Here is a 19101-nt window from a genome sequence, read left to right as displayed (position 1 = left end):
GATTACTCCTCGGGGTTTACGTAACGTCCGTCGCGCAGTTCTCGAATAAACTCAAGCTTCAACAGTAATTGCTGCATACTTTCTACATCTAGACGCTGAGTGTTGTGCGAATTGTAATCTTCCGCCTTAGATATTTCCTGTTCTCCTTGCTCAACAAACTTACCATAGTTTAAATCTCGCAGATCAGGTGGAACTCGGTAGTAGTCGCCCAGGTCCTCAGCACAGACCATTTCTTCGCGGCTCAATAGAGCTTCATATAATTTTTCGCCGTGCCGTGTACCGATGACGTTAATAGGATAATCGGGCTTACCGAGTAAGTCCGACACCGCTTGTGCCAGCACCTCAACTGTTGCCGCTGGAGCTTTCTGCACAAACATATCACCATTGTTGCCATGCTCAAAAGCATATAATACCAGATCAACTGCGTCGCTAAGAGTCATCATAAAGCGAGTCATATTAGGGTCTGTTATGCTCAGCGACTTATCTGCTCGTATTTGATCCACAAACAGCGGAATAACCGAACCACGCGATGCCATCACATTACCGTAACGAGTGCCACAAATAATGGTTTTGCTAGGATCTACACTGCGAGATTTAGCAACCATAACTTTTTCCATCATCGCCTTAGAGATCCCCATAGCGTTGATAGGATAAACTGCTTTGTCAGTGCTCAGACACACGACTCGCTTTACTTGGTTCTGGATAGCTGCCTCAAGCACATTTTCAGTACCCAGAACATTGGTTTTGACAGCTTCCATTGGGTGGAACTCGCATGAGGGAACCTGTTTTAGTGCAGCGGCATGAAAGATATAATCCACACCACGAGTCGCATTAAGAACCGCTTGATAATCGCGCACATCACCGATATAAAACTTAAGCTTAGGATTCGCGTACTTCTTTCGCATATCATCCTGTTTCTTTTCATCGCGACTGAAAACACGAATCTCAGCAATATCGGTATCTAAAAACCTCTTAAGAACGGCATTACCAAAAGAGCCAGTTCCTCCAGATATCATCAACACTCTATTTTTAAACATAACACTCCAAAAACTAAAATAAAATTAGAAATCCCAATCTGAAGTAACATAACGGCTATCATAATAATCATCAGTGTCTAAAGCCGCTTGCTCTAGAGACTCTATTAACGACCTAAAATCAGAAAAAACATAAAGCCCCTTTATATCACCAAATAATTGATAAAGACCTTTAATGTAATCCTGCTCTAAAACAAAAACCGGCACCTGCTGATTTAGTGCCTCAAATATAGGCAAACAAAGCGATTCAGTTTTAGATAAAATTAAAACACCATCGTATCGCTTCAAACTATCTAAAAAAGCATCATGAGGAACGCTACCGACGAAACTCAAACAATCACACGAAGATAAGGCCCCTGATTCTGGGGAGGATGTAACACTAAAACGAAGCTTACTGTCACTATCCAATGATAACAGCTGAAGAGCGTAATCGAAATTCTTATTATCATTTGACGTATCAGTAATTGGCAAAACTAGAGAATAAAAATCACCACCTCGAATTTCATAGGTATCTTGTCTGACATTCTTGTAGGATTTTATGCCAGGCCAACAAACTGATGAAAAACGTGGCAATCCCAAAACGGTAGAAAATTTGTCTTTTACATAATAACTTTGAAATATAAACTTGGAGTTATACTGGAAAAAAAACCTAAGACAAAAGCGCAAGAATCGATACTTAATCGAATTTGATTCTAAAATTAGCATATTATGAAAATAGGTGACACGCTTAACATAAAAAAAAGTAAGCATCGTATTTATATTTGAAAAACTAACCACCTTATCACAGCGAAGAAACACAGCGAATAACCCAGAAAGAAATAGGGAAAAAAATAATGTAAAAAAACCGCCGGTTCGAAAGCGTATCCATTTAGAGTTTACCGGCATAACGTCTGGGCAAATAGGCGAAAAAATATAGAAAAAATCTTGAGAATCAGCCGATTTACTTTCTATATAACTATTCAATATAGTTAGCGCCCCTCCCTCTTTTGCTGCTGTTCCATTAACTAAAACTCTAGTCATAAATACTAATAACTCAATACTCAGAGACACGAAATAAAAGCCTAAAAAAACAGAAAGTCTACAAGTGCACGAAAACATCGCGGAACATAGATATAAGTTCCGGCTGTCGTATAGGGAGTGCCATTGAGACCGATTTTAAACTTAGCAACACCCGGTGTATTTAGAACATCAATACCACCCATATCAAAAAACTCACAAGAACAAGTGTTTTTGGCATAAACTATTGAATTCCAAAGTAAACGCTGCATCACATAAAGTTCACGCCCCTTATCGTTAGACCAACCCACGAAATAAGTAGACTCTTCGGGAGATATCGCAAGTATTACTCCACCAATTAAATCCCCTTCATGGCAGGCCCTTAAACATACTAAATCAAGGTCAGATCTAGAAGAAGAACATTCTGAAATTAAGTTATCTATAAACTTACTATTCGTTCCACTAGCATCAATAGATTTAAGATACTCTTCATTCAACCGGGCAATTTCTAGGATATGTTCAACTTCATTAGAAAAACTAACATCCAAATCAAAACTTTCACTTTTGACAAGTTGATTACGCCATTTTTTATTAAGATTTGCCCGAATAGAATCGTCAGACAACTTCAAATCAATGACTGAAGATCGCCAAGACCTAATCGGCAACTTACGAAAACCTGAATACCAAAAAAGAAATAATGAATCAGGAGATAATACTAATTTAGGATGAATAACAAGAGCTCTTAATTTAAACCAAAATCCATATTTACACCCAAAATGTTCGAGGTCATTAGATAACTCAGCAAAGTTACCAGATAAAGAAGGACCGAAGCTGAATAAGTTAATACTGGCTCCAAGCTTTTTAATGCGCCTTCCTATACCGACAACTCCAGTCTTGCTTGACACATCATCTAAGGTAACTAGCTCTCCAGCAGTAAGGCTTAAACGTGCATTCATATATGAATTACTTTGAACAAAAGAACTAGGCAAACTTGAAATATAAGAATCCACCTTAGAAGATAGATCATTAGTAACAATTGAACTGACTATACGATAGATAGAGCTTAAGGATATCGATTCATTCACTGGAAGGAAGATGGATCGTTCATAAACAGAATAAGCAGATGATTCTATGTACTCTAACTCTTTGGGAAGATTAGGCCACCTTATAACTGGAAGCCCGAAACCATATAACAACTCAGAGAGTTTTAACGAGTCAGCCGATGATAAAACCCTAATTTCGAACAAATAAGAAGAGTCAGACCAAAATATTTCCACATCAAAATTATATATTTTACGGATAACATCGATGAGCTTTTCATAAGCATAATTGATCAGACGATGTTTATTTGTACGTGACTCAATAGAACCAAGGTATAACTTTAGCAAGAATGGAGACAAATAACTAACTTCTGGAGAGTCTACAAACTTAGGAGTGTTATCGCGCAAGAGCAACTCGGAAGATGAGTGAGATAAATAGGAGTATCTACGAGAGCCGATGATCGATCTAACGAACTCCTTAGCAAACCATTTAATATTAGAAATGCATCCGAACGATTTGCCAACCTTTATACCTAAAACGGCTAAATCAGATCTAAACGTAGAATACATAAAGTCGCGACTTCCAATGAAGCTGTTGTCCACTAAAGTAGACATTATTGACTCACCCGCAACAAGCAAACCACCATTAGGAATATTAAAACGTTTGTATGGACTGTAAAGAGCAAAATCACCGTAACGCCCGACATTTCCTTGTTGAGTTAAACAATGAGCGGCATCTTCAATCAACCAAGCGCCGGACTTTTTAACTAGATTAGCGATTGCTGCAAGTCCTATTGCTTCGTTCCTACCGAAATAGTGTACATAAACAACTAGGTCATCACTTTTTACTTCTTTTAATTGCTTTGCAACGCCTGAATATTTCAAGTCAAATCCGGCATCATAATACTCAATTTCACATCCGAATATTCGAAGATTTTCCAAGGCATCTTGACAAATATAGGAAGGTACCCAAACCGTGGGTTTAGAACCAACGATTTTATACTTCCATATAGCAACCTGAAGTAATGAAATCGAACTGCGAGAATACCAAAAAGGACTTTGAGCACTGGCACCAAACAACCTATCAAAATGAGAATGTTTAACAGGATGCGCAAAAGCATCTAAAATAGAAAACTTTGGCTTTAAAAAAAACTTCACGACGCAACCTCTTTACAGCCAAGAATTTTGAAGATCTTAGACCTATTCATATCAAGAATACCCGACAGGTAAACTTTCGTATAAAAAAGTGGCTCATTTAAGTTAATGGAGTCCCTAAAAATCAACTTGCAATTTGGGGTATTATTACCACGAAAACCAGAGTAAATTCTTTCAAACCGTAAACTACAGAATTCAAATGATTCACGATCTATACTAGAAATACCACCAAATGGAAATGCAAAATCTTTCTGACTGAAAACTTGCATCTCGGACTCCAATTGCGAAGAGGCCAAATCAATATCACGCTTCAAGCGAGTTAAAGAAATATCACTAAGTCTAGGATGAGTTGCGGTGTGAGATGCTATAAGATTTTCAGAATCACTTAATAAGTTCGCTTCCCTCCAACTCATCGGGAATCGAGCATGCTCGAACCCATATTGATCAACATCAAACTGTTCTTTAATAAATAGATTACATTTATCATAAGAATCAATACCGATAAATGAAGTCGCCAAAAAAAAGATACTCTTTATCCCCTTGGGTTGCAAAACTTGGTTTTGAGCATGACAGCTAGATATAAAACCATCATCAAACGTTACCAGTAAATTTCTTCCTTTTAATGTGGCTCTACCCTCATTAAAAGCAATAAATTGACTGGGAGTTATAAAATTCCAGTCTCTCCCTAAGAATGAAATCACTTTTTTAAATCGATCTAGCTCTAGAACCTCGTGAAAAATGAGAACTCTGACCTGACCAATACTTTTCCCCTTCCTGAGTAGAACCAGTAGATACAAAACGATCATCAACAAAAATTTAGCAAAAAATCTTATTTTAAACATCTGCCCCATTCCCAACCCTATTTTGATAAAAGTGAACCATCAATAAGCTATAAAATAAGAAAACTGCACTACCTACATTCCAACCTAGTGTAGCTGAAGTATGAATCAAAACTAGGAAACCAGCCAATACTGCACTTCCTGATGCCCGATATATTAACACACCATTTGCATAGCAATTGGATCGAAAAACACAAAGATAAAGTCTAGACACTCTATAAAAGAGAATAAAGACAACTATGATTCCAAAATTCGAGATTATTCGAAATAAGTCTGACTCTGCAATAAAGGAATGCGCCGAGTTAAAGCCCGCCAAATAACGCAAAAAATGAGAGAAATCCTGAAATGCCGGAATGAAAGCCGAGACATACGAAGTGGATTCCAAGTTTTGATTTAGTCTGTCAAATAAAAACCCACCTAATGACGAGAAGTAAAATGCCACAAAAAAAACCACAACAAAAAAGAATAGCCCTCCCTTAGTTAATCGCTTCACACCAACATCAAGGAAAACTGAAAAAAATAAAGATAAAGCTAGAGCAAGTATTGCAGTAGTAGAAGTCGATGCAAAAACCCCCAACAAAAAAAGAAAAAAATATAAAGCATAGAAAATCCGATATCTAGCTGCATATTTAACATATTCAAAAAAGAAAGCGGCTAATACAGCCAAAAACGCACCTGTGGTATGGTTATATCCAAATAGTCCATCTACCCTCAAAATGCCACCTACAGCTCTATCATCCGCATAAGATTCATTATGGCTAAACAAAGAACGATACTCTAAATAATCATATGTGGTTAAAAAATCTTCTCCAAGACCCAAAAAATAATGATTAAAAAAAATAAATTCAAAAATTATTTCCAGTGAGACCATTATACCCAAAAAAAGATAACCTCTTACAACAATCTTTCTAACATCCCTCCCTAAAACTAAAAGAAACAGTAATATAGGTACTATGAAAATTATAAAGGAAGTTTGAAAAAAAATATAATCGAATATTATAATCCCATAACCACAAAAAACAAAACCTAAAACAAGTAATACTTGGTCAATTAGGCACAACTTAAAGAAGTACAAATTCAACTTTGGAAAGGAACAAAATAATAAAAAAAGTATACTAAATAGAGTTACAGCACTAAAATAAAGCTCTGACTGAAAAAGAGTGTTTAATAAAAATCTTAATGTAAAAACCAGCACCCAATATAGGACAAACACCTTTACTAATTGCCGATATCCAAATGTTAGGTGAGGCTTTTCAACCCCATACTCTCGATTCAAAGCTACCACCATTTTTTTTGAAATCTGAGAGTTCGGTACTTGGACAATGCGTTATAAAAAGGTAAAAACATCAACCCAAGAGCCAGATACAACTTAGAAGTCGAAGCCGAGTTTAATTTAAACAATTCTCTAAATGAAAGTTTTGAAGCATCAAACATCAAATTTTCAAAATATGCTCGTTTACGACGAAAAGATATATCATCATATACTTCTTTAAATTCAGGTAATTCAATCCTAGAGTCGCACCATTTAATAATCTCAATATTAAAACGATGCGACTCTAACCATGTACCACTATTTTTATGCACACGCCATCCTGACAATACGGCATCAAGATAACTAATCTTTGAAATGGAACAAACTCTAACGATTAAATCAAAATCAGCTATATGACTATATTCAGATGAAAAACCTTCTTGGAGTTTCCTTGCATGTTTCATTGAGATCATGGTCGACTCCAGCGAAACATAATATTTTCTTATGAGATACTGCAACCCTAAATCAATTCGAGGTGGAACAGAGTATAGTTTTTCTTCAAAACGATCACTAAAAAAAAGGGTATTAGAAATTGAAACGCCCACATCTTCATTCTCTTCAAGGTGCTGTACCTGAAGTGCAACCTTATTGGGAAGCATATAGTCATCCACATCGAGAACACACAAATAATCTCCTCTGATGTATTCCCATGCTGCTGCTCTCCCTCCTCCTAAGTTTGTATGAATCGGTGCGTAAAAGTAGCGAATACGCTCATTGGGTAAATATTCTTCAAGAATGGCTCTAGAGTTATCTGTGGACTGATTATCCCAGAAAATTAGCTCCCAATTCTGGTAAGTCTGCGCCAAAACACTATCTAGCGCCTCACGTAGGTATTTTTCTCCGTTATAACAGTTCATTAGCACCGATACAAGAGGTTCGCGTTTATCTTCAACTATCATTGTTGTCATACCACTCTATCGTTCTTTTAAGCCCTTCGTCCAAGGCGACTTTTGGTGTCCAGCCTATAAGGCTATAAGCCTTTCTAGTATCAGCTACTTGATACATAGCCTCGCTAGGTCGGTATGGGCGAGCCCCAAAATTTATACTTCCGCCTAGTCGGTCCACTATTTTTTGCACCACATCCCTGATCATAACTTCCTTTCCAGATGCAAGATTTATAACTTCACCGATTGCACTTGGGTTATGCAACGCTAAAACAATTCCCTCAACTAAATCATCGATAAAACAAAAATCTCGCTTTTGTTCACCTATCGTTGTTTCAATGGTTCTATTTGCATTTGCAGCGCTAATTATTTGGGGAATAAAACGCTGTTCATTTTGTCCTGGCCCATAAGTTAGAAAAACTCGAACTACAGTGGTGGGGATTTGCTCAGAACGAGAGAGCATTTGTAGAAAGTGCACTACAGTAGTTTTAGAAAAAGAATAAGGAGACACCGGTTCTTCTCTAGTAACTTCCGACAATACAGTATTTTGATGCGGATATTCATCAGCAGAACCGATATACAGATAGCGTTTCAGGACATTTAATTGTATATACTGAAACTGTAACAAGGTAGATAGCAAATGAGCCTTGACTACATTATCCCCCCCCTTTGAATATAAAGAATGATCTACATATCCCATAGCGTTAATAATATAGTCGAATTGCTCACTGTAGAGAACTTGAACCTCTGATTCAATTGTTAGATCAACCTCTAAATAACGGACTCCACTAATTCGGCAATCCTGGTCTACGCTATGTAACGAAACAGAAGTAACATTTTGGCCTCGTCGCTGCAACTCTTTAACAATATTGCTACCGATAAACCCACTTCCACCGAGGACCAAGTATTTCTCTACTTTCATTACTTTTCCTTTACTGAAATTCCGTAATTAAACTAAATCGTAACTACCCATGCGCAAAGATACAGCACCTTTACTTAAGCCAAGGCGCTCCAGTATTCCAGAGTTCGTTTAGGTTATCACGATCACGCTTAGTATCCATACACTGCCAGAAGCCTTCATGACAGAAGCTCATTAGTTCTCCCATTGCAGCCGCTTTTTCCAAAGGCTCTTTCTCCAAAACAGTTGCATCATTCTCTATAAGATCCAGGAAAGAAGGCTCTACGACCATAAACCCACCATTGATCCAACCTTGATCAACTTGAGGCTTTTCTTTAAAGCTAGTTACTTGTCCATCATCAGAAAATAGTAACTCACCAAATCGTGCTTTGGGTCTGACAGCAGTCATTGTAATCATTTTACCGTGAGATTCATGAAATTTGACAAGCTCATTAATATCTACATTCGACAGGCCATCTCCATACGTCACCATAAACCGCTCTCCGTTCAGATGCTCCTTAAGGCGTTTGATACGCCCCCCTGTCATGGAGTCCAACCCTGTATCAATTAACGAAACTTTCCAATCACGGACCTGTTTACTGAGCGTTTCGCACTCTCCGGTCGCCATATCGATACGAAAGTCGGATGTCTTAAACGCTATATTATAGAAATAATCTTTGACAAAATCGGCTTTGTAGCCTAATGCTAATAAAAAGTCGTTGTGCCCATATCTGGCATAATGGTTCATTATATGCCAAATAATGGGTTTCCCACCGATCTCAACCATTGGCTTGGGTACTATATCAGTGTATTCCGCCAATCTGGTACCAAATCCGCCAGCTAATATTATTGTTTTCATCTCAAACATCCCATTCGTAATTAAATGCACCCAATTCACATCTATCCGACTCTTTCGGATCATGCTCAATACTGGAAATATTTAGTATGACACTTACTTCTTCAGCAAGCCCCTGAAACGCGAACCAATGGCCAGGGGGAATAGTCAACCGACAATAGTTAGTGCTGCCAATAACGTACTCATTGAACATACCAGCAGCGTTTCTTACTACGAATTTAACAGTGCCCACAGGAACTACTAAGTTGCAAACCATCTCCTTATGCAACTTCCAACCTTTTACAGACTTGTACTCAATCGTCGAAAAATATGCTTCGCCAAATCCCCGAAAATCACTTTCAGACACTTTCAGCGCATGCTTCACATCCCCGCCGGGAACAGATATCACCTGCAAACTACTCGACCGCACTTCCATTAAGTCACCCCTCATACTGTCTGCTTAGCAATAACCTGGTACAACCCTTCTTCGTATTCAGCAATTTGTTTAAATGTGAGCAGCTGCATGTCTTCTTGCTTCCCATAATGCGCTTTGTACCAATCTACTGTCATATTTGCGCATCGTCTTAGATCAAGCACGGCTGTCCAGCCCAAAAGCGATTGCGCTTTATCGCAATTCAATCTAAGTAAACCAGCCTCTTTTTGCGTAGATAGGTTCTGTTCAGCTTCTACGCGACACTCTCCCCACCTATCACCCATTAGGTTAACGAGTTCACCAACAGATGCATTTTGCTCGGCACTAGGACCAAAATTAAACGCCTCTAACTCATAACTCTTCTCTGCATTCTTGATATATTGCGCTAGTAGCAAATAGCCCCCTAGCGGCTCTAGGACATGTTGCCAAGGCCTAGTGGAGTGGGGGTTTCTCAGTATTACGTCGTCACCAGCAGCCCAAGCCCTCATTGAATCTGGCACTATTCTATCGGAAGCCCAATCCCCACCTCCTATAACATTTCCTGCGCGACCAACAGCAACTTTGATATTCTCTTTAGCAGCTAGAAAGCTTTTGTAGTAAGATCTGATCCCAATTTCTGCCATTGACTTTGAAGCGCTATAAGGATCAATCCCACCAAGTTGATCCTGCTCACGATACCCCCAAATCCACTCTTTATTTTCGTAAACTTTATCACTGGTTATCATAATACATACCAGTTCACTGTCCATTTCTCGAATTGATTCAAAGATATTTAATGAGCCAATTGCATTTGTTGTGAAGGTAGTCATTGGATCAGAATAGGACTGCCTAACAATTGGCTGTGCCGCTAAATGGAACAAGAAATCTGGTTGTATACGAGACACATGCTTTTTAAGTTGGTCTAGGTCACGGATATCACAACGAATATCTTCTGTTAGGACCTCAGGTACTCGACTTACAGAAAAATTTGATGGCTCATCATATTCAACATCTGAAACACCATACACATGCGCTCCTAGAGAGGAGAGCCAAAGACTTAACCAAGAGCCTTTGAAACCTGTATGACCTGTTACTAAAACTCGCTTACCACGAAATGTCTCTTTGAGGGACATCAACTGTTCTCCTTTAGCCCTAAAATATTAAACCATCCCCGACATCCCTCATTCGAATTGAAGAGAGAATTAGTTGGCCGCTCACTGTCCGAGCCCGGGAAATGTTTGCCTAGATATTCACCTAAATCAATAGGATCATTAAAAAAAAGCACGCCTGCTTTTCCGTATATTGGCGACATATTTAAGCTCGCCCTTTCGACATAACACGCAAGAGGTAAGCCTCTTTCCCAGCAATCTGCTGCAAAGCTGGTATTAGCATCTGTAATGATCATACGGGCCCGACTCAGATCATATTCTTTTGGAATCGTCTCAAGCCAATTTAAATAGATCCCTGGCACTTCCAGCTGACTTGAAGGGTGAGGCCTGTAAAAAACACGAAAACCTGACAAAAACGTCTCACCCAAGCGATGAAGGCAGGCGAAGAGAGCCAATGTATAAGCGTCAGTATATTCCCCTGCAACAACAAGCTCATTATAAGAGCGAATACACACAGCACCATTATTATGGTGGTTCCCCATTCTGTATGATTCAACCTGATGAAGCGCAAAGCTCGGAGTATTTACAAGTCTTTGAGCTGAATCATGACCATTACAGGCCACAAAATGTGGTGCTTCTAAAAACTTTCCGTTCACATAATGCGGCTTACAAATATTTTGCAGGTAACGCATATCCCAATATCGAACAGTAGCCTGCAATGATGCAACAACATTGTTACAATTTCGCGCTAGAGCTGCATCGCATATTGCATATTCCCAAGGCTGATTCTCGCAAATATATATTACCGACGCTTTTGATAGATCTTTCGGCAGCAAATGCATCAAAGACTGGTCAAATACAAGGTTCTTTAACGACTCAACCGACTCAAACGAACGAATCCAATCATACTCCAACAAGGGCCACAAAGGATGTGGAGAGTTTCGACTAAACTCGTTTCGGAGTTTGCGCGCTCTCGCCCTTAGATTTTTGTGCATCAACCACGCCTTCACAATATCAGCACAACTAAAACTATCTTCCCATATAGTGTGGCAAGCGCCTTTGGCGGAAAATCGACGCACTAACTCACGTGCAATCCGTATTGAAGGAGTTTTCTTATGTTTCACAAAAAGATGAAGCCATGCCACACGTTTCCCTACTTCATTTAACCTTTCAGGTAATTTCGACCAATATCGAGATCGGTATCCAGAAAGATCACTTTCATCAAATTCATACAAGTAATCCACAAAAAGCACATCAATATCTGCTGGAACACCAATACGTTTTCTACGACTAAAAAGATTTCGAAGCGAACCTAATAAAAGTACCCAAAAATAAGCGATGCTCTTAAGTTTTAGAACGCCACCGCTATGCGCATGTTGCAATGCAGGCTGGGTAGCCAGCGCCCCCGTATCAGCCGAAGGGAAAAATTCAGAACCGGGAAAATACGCGAACAAAGCCAACAAAAGATCTTGTGGAAACCCTATAAAGCATAATGATTGATAGCTCCCCCGCTCAAAGTACAACTTAGTTGCCACTACCTTTAACAGCACATCAAGGTTCTTCGATTTCGCATGGTTGGATAATTCGGCGAAACGAGAATAATGCCAGATTTTTTCATTAACGCTCTTGTCATGTCCTATAGGGTCCGAAAGTGGCTCAACCACCTTACCCTTTATTTCCTCAATCAAAGCTAAGAAATGAGATCGACATACATCGCTATGGGCTTCTATATAGTCCAAAAGCGAAACAACTTTCTCGCCAGAAGCCTCTCTGTCTACCCTATTCCAACACAAGACTTCACTATTGTGAGGCTGATCGGGGTTATTAAAATATACCTCCAGTTTTTTAGTGCCCATGCTCCACAATCTCATCATATTTTAATTCATAGCCAGCACTCTCAGCTTCCTTACACCGCATTAAATAGTCAGCCATCATTAAGTCAGACGAGTTTTTTATGATAATCCCAGTCAGTTTACTGACTGGATAAGTGCCAAAATGCCCACAAAAAAAAGCGTGTCCTTTTTCTTCATACTCTTTTAAGAAAGGTTCACGACGCCACATCATGACAGAGTATACAAATGGGTTAACGGGAGTCAGGTCTTGAGTCTGGGCAAACAGTTCACTGGTCGAGTAATTAACTGGCTCTCCATCATAATCACAGTGCACCATTTTCTCTTCAACTGTAATAAGAGAGTCTAGATTCTCTTTTACAAAAAAGTTGACAACTCGCTCAATTTCTTCACCTGTTTGAAATGGGGAAGTTGGATTCACCCAGGCTAATATGTCTGCATCTGGGTTATTGTCAAAATAATCCTTAACTACATCATCGCTCTTAGTTTCCGAAGACCCTAACGCAAAAGTACGATGATAAAAATCTACACCATGCCTATCTGCAATACGCTTAAATATTTCATTTTCAGAATTAATACAAACTCTGCCAAAAACGCTACTATCCAAAGCAGCATCAATTGCATGAGATACCATGGGCTTACTACCGATCATACATAGATTTTTAAGCTTTAAACGTGTGCTACCGTATCTAGCGGGTATCATGGCATGTACGCTGTTCAACATTTCATACTCCTTCTAAAATTTCGTCGATAACTATCCATTCGCCAGACAGCTCCAAACTTTTATTACATGCCTCTACCACCACACTACTTACGAGACTCTCTTCAAAGGTAGAACGAGAGCCGTTTAGTTTGTCTAAAGAAGTTTCGCCGTTCGCAAGGTGCACGCAATCGTTTAAAAACGTTGAGACGCTTTCAATCCCATAACCTTCCCAACTTATCGAACCTTCCTCAGTACCATAAGGAACACAGAAATATGGGTTTGGTGTATTGTACATACTATCGCCAGAATATACCGCTACTCCTCGATTGGTTTGATCTGATTCATAACGACCTTTTGTGCCAATCATTTTAATTCTCTGATTAGACATCGCTGGCGAACTTTTAGGGTCTATCCAGTTTACCAACAAGGTTTGTGCAAAAACTTGTTTCTCGCCGGGCAACCCCCACTCAACAGTGCACTGAATTGAATCATAAGTATCTATTCCCATACCTTTCAGGCACTTTTTTTGTCCTATAGCAGAGACCCTAAGAGGAGTAGCTCCTGTAACAAATCGAATTATATCAACGTAATGAACACCTAAGTATTGGAATATGTTGGTCGTTTCTACCCACCCTCTAAAAACTTGAGAAGGAATGCTGACCTGTTGACTGTACTCAACAATTGAATAGAGTGGTTGCCCAATTTCACCTTTTTGATAGCTGTCTCGAAACATCCTGTTTGCCAAGTCAAAACGCTTGTGAAACTCAACACAACCATAAGTATCATTCTTCTTGGCAAGCTGAGACAAAGCCAAAGACTCTTTATAAGTAGGAGTAAGCGGCTTAACTACCAGAGAAGGTATTTTGTTTTCTATAGCCTCAACTGTAACTTCGTAATGTAAATGGTCAGGAACAGCAATAACACAAGCAGCAGGATTAACAACTGAAGACATAACCTTTACATAAGCTTTCTTGTCTTCCACATCATCCTGAGGATAAAGCACAAACTCCAGCTCACTGGTAGTCAGTTTCCGAAATGCAGTAATTTTTTCTCTAATTTCAGAATTATTCTTCCCATGAGAGCCAACAAGATGCACAACGACATTTGTTCCACTTGTTTTAGCCCATTCATTTATGGCAGGAACTATGGTACCGAAACCATCTGTATTCCTCCCAATCGTATACATTCCAGTTCCAACAACGATAATATCGATCACACTGATTCACCAATTCTGTTTAATTCAGAAAGCTTCATAAGATTCCTTTGTTTCGATCTAAAAGAGTCATAAACAAACTGAAACGTTTCCCTATCTTTTTCGGCATCTGACAAGCGCCAACGCGCGATGGCTTCTAAATCGCTTTGCAAGCTCTGTTTATCACTCATCCAAACTCCAGTTAATTTTTCATCACTCTCGAAACCCAAGGAAAAAGCTGACAAATGCTCATAACCTAAGCCCGCAGACCAAAGAATAACAGGACAACCGGCATAAAGCGCTTGCTCTATGGTAGTCGATGAATAACTCACTAACGCATCGCATTGCTCCAAATATTCATCAAAACTTCCTTGACTATAAACTCCCCAGTTTTTTGTCGAAGGCAAGGCTTGCTCAATAGTTTCTTTCGAGATACCCCAACTAGGCCTAAACCTGATCGCAACATACACATCAGATTTAACTGAGACAGCTTCCACAAAACTTCGAATATTCTCTAAATATTCATCTGTAGTTTCATAAATAAGAGGACGTAAAGCATAGGGTGGCTTGGGCGTTCCAGCGTGCAGAATGATTTGCTTATTAGCATGTTGTCCAAAAAGCTGCTCTCGTTTATGCCTTTCCATAAATCTAGGCTTGCCATTAACTATTAGTGGTCCAGTGTCGTAAGCAGCGGCCAACCTCGACAAATCATTATAAAACTTAGCTGAAGCAGGCGTTTGAATAGCTGTGTAATCATACGGCCCGTCAAATATAGTTTTGGCATGAATTCTCCACTCTTCATTGGCAGACACAGAAGAGTTGATCACGTGAGATCCGTGAGAAATCAAAAACGAGGGAATACGTCTTAACTTCGCCACAGAACCAAGATTCGCAGCTAAATCCAACGAGTGTTGCGCAACAACCGCTGAAGGCTTCATTATATCTACGAAGCGACGCACTACATAGTCATCACGCTTACGTTTGACCGCCCAATCTGAGAGAATATAAACTAGCCATTCCGATAATCGAGATTCACATAGCTTAGAATCACTTCCTCCCTCTGCAAGCCGAGATTTAGTTGCAATGTAGCCCGCAACACTTGCCACTTTAGAATATAATTCTGGTTCTTGAAGGGGATTACTCTTTGAAAGAGGAAAAGCCATAACCTCTGACGCGTTTCGATTAAAGCAAGCCTGCAATCTGGCAAACAGTCCCGAAAAACTTTTTCCATGGCCTACACTACCGTGTAGATAAACTATAGGTGGCAGAGGCTCCTCATTAGAAAATACCCCCTCTACAGCCCCCCTCAAACCAGAACCTGGACTGGTTGCAAGAATACCGCGTTTGCAAAAAAACCTTGCCCACACGAGTGATGTTTCAAATAAAGCTGTCGATACTAACGAAGCTATCGACTTTTTGACCCTATCAGGAAGACCTTGCTCATTGCTCTTATAGCTAGTTGAAGTCTGATCGTAAAAAATTCCGGAAATAGGGTCACGATCTAAGCCATATCGCTCTCTCATTATTCGATTTGTTATAAATCCCTCATCAAAAGAAAATTGCTGATAACCATATTCAGTAAGAACCACCTCAGCTAAAAGCATTTCATAAAGCAACTCTGTAATTGCAAACCTCAAATGAAATTTAAGAGAATTATCTAGACTAGATGAAAGGTTGAGAATCCTTAGTAAAAACTGTGTATCCACACAATCTAATGCGGCATCTCTTTCGTCAATTAAACGAGACCAAAAGACCAAACTAGTGAAATTATGAGTGCCAACTACCTTTAAACCTAAGTTAGCCATTTCGGCTCGCAAACTTGGTGAGTCACTTATATAAGTGATATCGGTAGCCTTAGAACATTTCGAAAGCCAGCTATCATTTGGTTTTTTGCGAATAAATCGAACCTCAGACATCTGCACGTATTTCTCGCGAGAACTTAACAATATCGTCGTCATGAAGCGTTGCCAGCGCCCGACAAACACGCAGCGCACGAGCTGGGTCGGAAGTCTGGTTTAGGCCGTGTTCATGATAAACTACCGCGTTTGGCTCGTAGACGATTTTATGACCACGCCGACAAACCTCCAACGCCCAAAGTCTGTCTTCGATGCCATTAATACGGTCATCAAACGGCACTTCTTCCCACATTGTTCGTTGAATCATTGAAAATGCATTATGGAAAAACGGATGTTCTTCATAGATCACCCTCTCTCGCCCGAACACTGTTAACAAATCTCGTATATCCAGAGGGTCGCTACGTTCCGTTGGAATCTGGCGACCAAAAACGCCTGCAGCTTTAAAAATATCCATAGACTCAAGAAGACGCTCAGCACTAATCGTATCAACCAAAATGCAATGTGCTGATAAGACAAGAACTCTCGGGCTCGTGCAACACTCCATCCCTAGGTTAAGAGACTCGCTGTAGTTAAATTTGGGCGTGACATAATCGACTACTTCATAGCCGTTTTCCAGAGCAAACTCTCTAGAACCGTCCGTACTACCACTGTCAACAAAAACAACTTTGTTTGGGGAAATACTTTGTGCTGCAAGTGCTCTAGCTGCATCAGGAAGATCAGCCATTTCATTTTTGCAGCGAATCAAGACATCATAAGGAACCACGCGACCCGCTCTCCAAGTAAAGAATCTGCTATTCAATGAATACTCGCTGCACCTCACTTTCGAGATGCAACTTCGAGGAATACTCGCTGCACCTCATTTCGGAGATACAACTTCGAGACAAATGAAATTACTACTTAATTGCTTGTGGCATACTCAAGCCAAAGCTCTCAGCTGCTTCACTAAGCAAACTTATGGTGACCTCGTCTAAAGGAACGCCATTCTTATCTCTTTCTTTGGCATTATTTATTTGTGGGTCATTTGGCATCATCACCTTCTTTCCTTCCTTAGCAGGCTCATTACGAACCATTTGAGTTAAGTCAGACATTCTATCTAGAAACAGTGACTCAGACACACTCGCATCACACTTCATCACGATATACATTTGAGATAAGTCTCGTCCTTGATCCATCGGCGCATTGTACATAGCTTTTAGCTCGCGACCAATTGGCCCACCAGCAAAAACACCACACATTACCTCAACCATGGCAGCCAACCCAAATCCTTTATACTCCCCAGCCGGAAATAAAGAGCGTGCCTCAACTGGGTCATTTGTCTCAAGTCCATCACTATCAGCAACGTACCCGTCGGGTAGTTTATCGCCTGTGTTTTTAGCCAACAATACTTTGTTCCAAGGCATCTTACTAACAGCCATATCAAGACAAAATGGCTCTTCATTTCGCCTAGGGGCCGCAAAACATACAGGGTTAGTCCCAAAGAAAGGTCGAGTTCCATTCTCAGACAGAACAAGCGCATCAGCATTTGTAAAGGCAAATACTAAATACCCTTTTCGTGCTGCGGTTAAAGCAGTGCTTGCCATAGCAGCAGGGTGACTGGAGTTGTGGACAGAAATAGCAGATACACCGTACTCATCCGCTAATTTCATTGCTTCAATAATCGCAAATCGCCCTGCAGCCAAACCAACAGCATTGTCAGCGTTTAAACGAGCAACAGAGGGGTACTTGTAGGTTAGACCGAAGTCTGGGTTCCCATTTTTTCTACCCTCCTTCAGTGAGTTCAGGTAATGTGGCAGCAATCGAATACCGTGAGAGTCTACTCCACGCAAAGAAGCTTCACAAAGCCCCTCTGCTACGGCATCAGTTGAGAACTGATTACACCCAGACGCGATAAGCACCCCCTTACAAAGTTCAACCAGATCTTCATATGAATATTTTTTAAGCATCACACTCTCTCTTGACATTTTAATTTTACTAATCCTCACCGTAAATTAAAAAAACTGCAATATCTTATTTAACCATCTCTTAACAACACCCATGGCAATTCGCCGCTCTGCAATCTCCACTTAACCAAACTGATTATATTCGTTGGCTTGATTTAGGTAGAAATCAATGATCTCATTTGACTTAGCGTAAACCGTCATTAACTATACAGGTGTAAGATCAGCATGGTATTAGTGCCCACCTAATGCCGCATACCAGCTTGGCTTGTCTTTACATAAATCATCATTATGCTCGTAAATCTCGTATAAAAAACCATTATCGCTGAGAATCTTTTTTAAAGCACTCAACTCCCTCTACTGCTCCCCATCGCTGGGATCGGGGGTATTTAAACGTCCGAATGTATATGATGCTTGCTTTTGAAGTAGCTTATATTTAATCAATGCTATCAAACGTTTAAAAACCCAGACACTATCAACGTAGTGTTCGTTAGCCAACAATATCCTCCCACCCAGTTTTACAGGCTATTAAATAACAAAGGAAGATCAGCGTCATCACAGTGGTGAAAACTACCACACATAACAATCAAATCACAGGAAGCCGACACACTCATGTTTCGAAACGTACCAGATATATACTCAATTTTCTCCGAGGGCGCATTGAAATGCCTCAAAACAAATGGTACCTGAGACTTTCCAGACTCACTAATCTCATACGCGCAAACTTTCCGAACGCCTTTCATTTTTGATATTAAAGCGCTAGTCATACCCACACCTACACCGATATCAGAAACTACACTCTGATCTTTCAAATTTTGTGCGAGTTTTTTGATTGCTTCCTCAAAAAAGCTTATAAAGTTTGTTGTTTGTTCGAGGTGGTAGAGTAACATTGGAAGCTCTGATCGGACTCACCAACATCTCAGTGCTTTGGGACTAATTCGTGCTTTACTTTGTTATGCAGAACGCCTAAATCAGCTGAATTACTTTTCATTGCTACTTACTATAATTTTAAGTTAAACAAATTAATTAGACGAGTTTAAATAATATTC

General features: G+C 39.8%; 17 protein-coding genes. All 17 read right to left on the bottom strand.

What is annotated here, in order from left to right; translation table 11 throughout:
* Positions 1-2: 2 nt before the first annotated feature.
* Positions 3-1037: a polysaccharide biosynthesis protein gene (locus DN730_RS10455; RefSeq protein ID WP_115468087.1), complete on the bottom strand. Its 1035-nt coding sequence runs from the start codon at positions 1035-1037 to the stop codon at positions 3-5.
* A 24-nt stretch (positions 1038-1061) separates the two neighbouring features.
* A complete protein-coding gene (locus tag DN730_RS10450; protein ID WP_115468086.1) occupies positions 1062-2084 on the bottom strand; it encodes a hypothetical protein in 1023 nt (340 codons plus the stop codon).
* Positions 2085-2095: 11 nt separating this feature from the next.
* Positions 2096-4228 (bottom strand): DegT/DnrJ/EryC1/StrS family aminotransferase, encoded by a 2133-nt coding sequence (locus DN730_RS10445; RefSeq protein WP_115468085.1) that lies wholly within the window; start codon positions 4226-4228, stop codon positions 2096-2098.
* Positions 4225-5076 (bottom strand): polysaccharide deacetylase family protein, encoded by an 852-nt coding sequence (locus DN730_RS10440; protein ID WP_115468084.1) that lies wholly within the window; start codon positions 5074-5076, stop codon positions 4225-4227. Before DN730_RS10440 ends, DN730_RS10445 begins: the two co-directional genes overlap by 4 nt.
* Positions 5060-6340: a hypothetical protein gene (locus DN730_RS10435; RefSeq protein WP_147290576.1), complete on the bottom strand. Its 1281-nt coding sequence runs from the start codon at positions 6338-6340 to the stop codon at positions 5060-5062. Before DN730_RS10435 ends, DN730_RS10440 begins: the two co-directional genes overlap by 17 nt.
* Positions 6341-6342: 2 nt before the next feature.
* A complete protein-coding gene (locus DN730_RS10430) occupies positions 6343-7284 on the bottom strand; it encodes a glycosyltransferase family 2 protein (RefSeq protein WP_115468082.1) in 942 nt (313 codons plus the stop codon).
* Positions 7265-8182, bottom strand: a complete 918-nt coding sequence (locus DN730_RS10425) for an NAD-dependent epimerase/dehydratase family protein (RefSeq protein WP_115468081.1) — start codon at positions 8180-8182, stop codon at positions 7265-7267. Before DN730_RS10425 ends, DN730_RS10430 begins: the two co-directional genes overlap by 20 nt.
* Positions 8183-8252: 70 nt before the next feature.
* A complete protein-coding gene (gene rfbF / locus DN730_RS10420) occupies positions 8253-9017 on the bottom strand; it encodes a glucose-1-phosphate cytidylyltransferase (RefSeq protein ID WP_115468080.1) in 765 nt (254 codons plus the stop codon).
* Position 9018: 1 nt separating this feature from the next.
* Positions 9019-9429 carry a WxcM-like domain-containing protein gene (locus DN730_RS10415; RefSeq protein WP_245957941.1) on the bottom strand — a complete coding sequence of 137 codons (411 nt, stop codon included), beginning with the start codon at positions 9427-9429 and terminating at the stop codon, positions 9019-9021.
* 11 nt (positions 9430-9440) lie between these two features.
* Entirely contained in the window at positions 9441-10538 is a 1098-nt protein-coding gene (gene rfbG / locus DN730_RS10410) for a CDP-glucose 4,6-dehydratase (RefSeq protein WP_115468078.1), read from the bottom strand.
* The gene (locus DN730_RS10405) at positions 10538-12370 is read right to left on the bottom strand and encodes a hypothetical protein (RefSeq protein ID WP_115468077.1); all 1833 of its coding nucleotides are present in this window, start codon (positions 12368-12370) and stop codon (positions 10538-10540) included. Before DN730_RS10405 ends, rfbG begins: the two co-directional genes overlap by 1 nt.
* Positions 12360-13088: an acylneuraminate cytidylyltransferase family protein gene (locus DN730_RS10400; protein ID WP_115468076.1), complete on the bottom strand. Its 729-nt coding sequence runs from the start codon at positions 13086-13088 to the stop codon at positions 12360-12362. Before DN730_RS10400 ends, DN730_RS10405 begins: the two co-directional genes overlap by 11 nt.
* Before the next feature lies 1 nt (position 13089).
* Entirely contained in the window at positions 13090-14283 is a 1194-nt protein-coding gene (locus tag DN730_RS10395; protein ID WP_115468075.1) for a Gfo/Idh/MocA family protein, read from the bottom strand.
* Positions 14280-16175 carry a hypothetical protein gene (locus DN730_RS10390; RefSeq protein ID WP_115468074.1) on the bottom strand — a complete coding sequence of 632 codons (1896 nt, stop codon included), beginning with the start codon at positions 16173-16175 and terminating at the stop codon, positions 14280-14282. The genes DN730_RS10395 and DN730_RS10390 overlap by 4 nt, the downstream gene beginning before the upstream one ends.
* Positions 16168-16914 carry a glycosyltransferase family 2 protein gene (locus DN730_RS10385; protein WP_147290575.1) on the bottom strand — a complete coding sequence of 249 codons (747 nt, stop codon included), beginning with the start codon at positions 16912-16914 and terminating at the stop codon, positions 16168-16170. The genes DN730_RS10390 and DN730_RS10385 overlap by 8 nt, the downstream gene beginning before the upstream one ends.
* A gap of 94 nt (positions 16915-17008) precedes the next feature.
* Entirely contained in the window at positions 17009-18058 is a 1050-nt protein-coding gene (locus tag DN730_RS10380) for an Ldh family oxidoreductase (protein WP_115468072.1), read from the bottom strand.
* Positions 18059-18570: 512 nt separating this feature from the next.
* Positions 18571-18942, bottom strand: coding sequence for a class I SAM-dependent methyltransferase (locus DN730_RS19450; RefSeq protein ID WP_115468071.1), 372 nt, complete (start codon positions 18940-18942; stop codon positions 18571-18573).
* Between the last annotated feature and the right edge of the window lie 159 nt (positions 18943-19101).

The sequence above is a fragment of the Marinomonas piezotolerans genome, from assembly GCF_003362755.1.
GTDB classification, from domain to species: Bacteria; Pseudomonadota; Gammaproteobacteria; order Pseudomonadales; family Marinomonadaceae; genus Marinomonas; species Marinomonas piezotolerans.
The sequence above is the reverse complement of the archived record's forward strand: the minus strand, read 5'-3'. Positions and strand labels throughout refer to the sequence as shown.

What these genes read in the sequence shown, in the direction of transcription:
- DN730_RS10455 (WP_115468087.1), bottom strand. Translation starts at nt 1,037, where the DNA reads ATGTTTAAAAATAGAGTGTTGATGATATCTGGAGGAACTGGCTCTTTT.
- DN730_RS10440 (WP_115468084.1), bottom strand. Translation starts at nt 5,076, where the DNA reads ATGGGGCAGATGTTTAAAATAAGATTTTTTGCTAAATTTTTGTTGATG.
- DN730_RS10430 (WP_115468082.1), bottom strand. Translation starts at nt 7,284, where the DNA reads ATGACAACAATGATAGTTGAAGATAAACGCGAACCTCTTGTATCGGTG.
- DN730_RS10425 (WP_115468081.1), bottom strand. Translation starts at nt 8,182, where the DNA reads ATGAAAGTAGAGAAATACTTGGTCCTCGGTGGAAGTGGGTTTATCGGT.
- rfbF (WP_115468080.1), bottom strand. Translation starts at nt 9,017, where the DNA reads ATGAAAACAATAATATTAGCTGGCGGATTTGGTACCAGATTGGCGGAA.
- DN730_RS10415 (WP_245957941.1), bottom strand. Translation starts at nt 9,429, where the DNA reads ATGGAAGTGCGGTCGAGTAGTTTGCAGGTGATATCTGTTCCCGGCGGG.
- rfbG (WP_115468078.1), bottom strand. Translation starts at nt 10,538, where the DNA reads ATGTCCCTCAAAGAGACATTTCGTGGTAAGCGAGTTTTAGTAACAGGT.
- DN730_RS10405 (WP_115468077.1), bottom strand. Translation starts at nt 12,370, where the DNA reads ATGGGCACTAAAAAACTGGAGGTATATTTTAATAACCCCGATCAGCCT.
- DN730_RS10400 (WP_115468076.1), bottom strand. Translation starts at nt 13,088, where the DNA reads ATGTTGAACAGCGTACATGCCATGATACCCGCTAGATACGGTAGCACA.
- DN730_RS10390 (WP_115468074.1), bottom strand. Translation starts at nt 16,175, where the DNA reads ATGTCTGAGGTTCGATTTATTCGCAAAAAACCAAATGATAGCTGGCTT.
- DN730_RS10380 (WP_115468072.1), bottom strand. Translation starts at nt 18,058, where the DNA reads ATGCTTAAAAAATATTCATATGAAGATCTGGTTGAACTTTGTAAGGGG.
- DN730_RS19450 (WP_115468071.1), bottom strand. Translation starts at nt 18,942, where the DNA reads ATGTTACTCTACCACCTCGAACAAACAACAAACTTTATAAGCTTTTTT.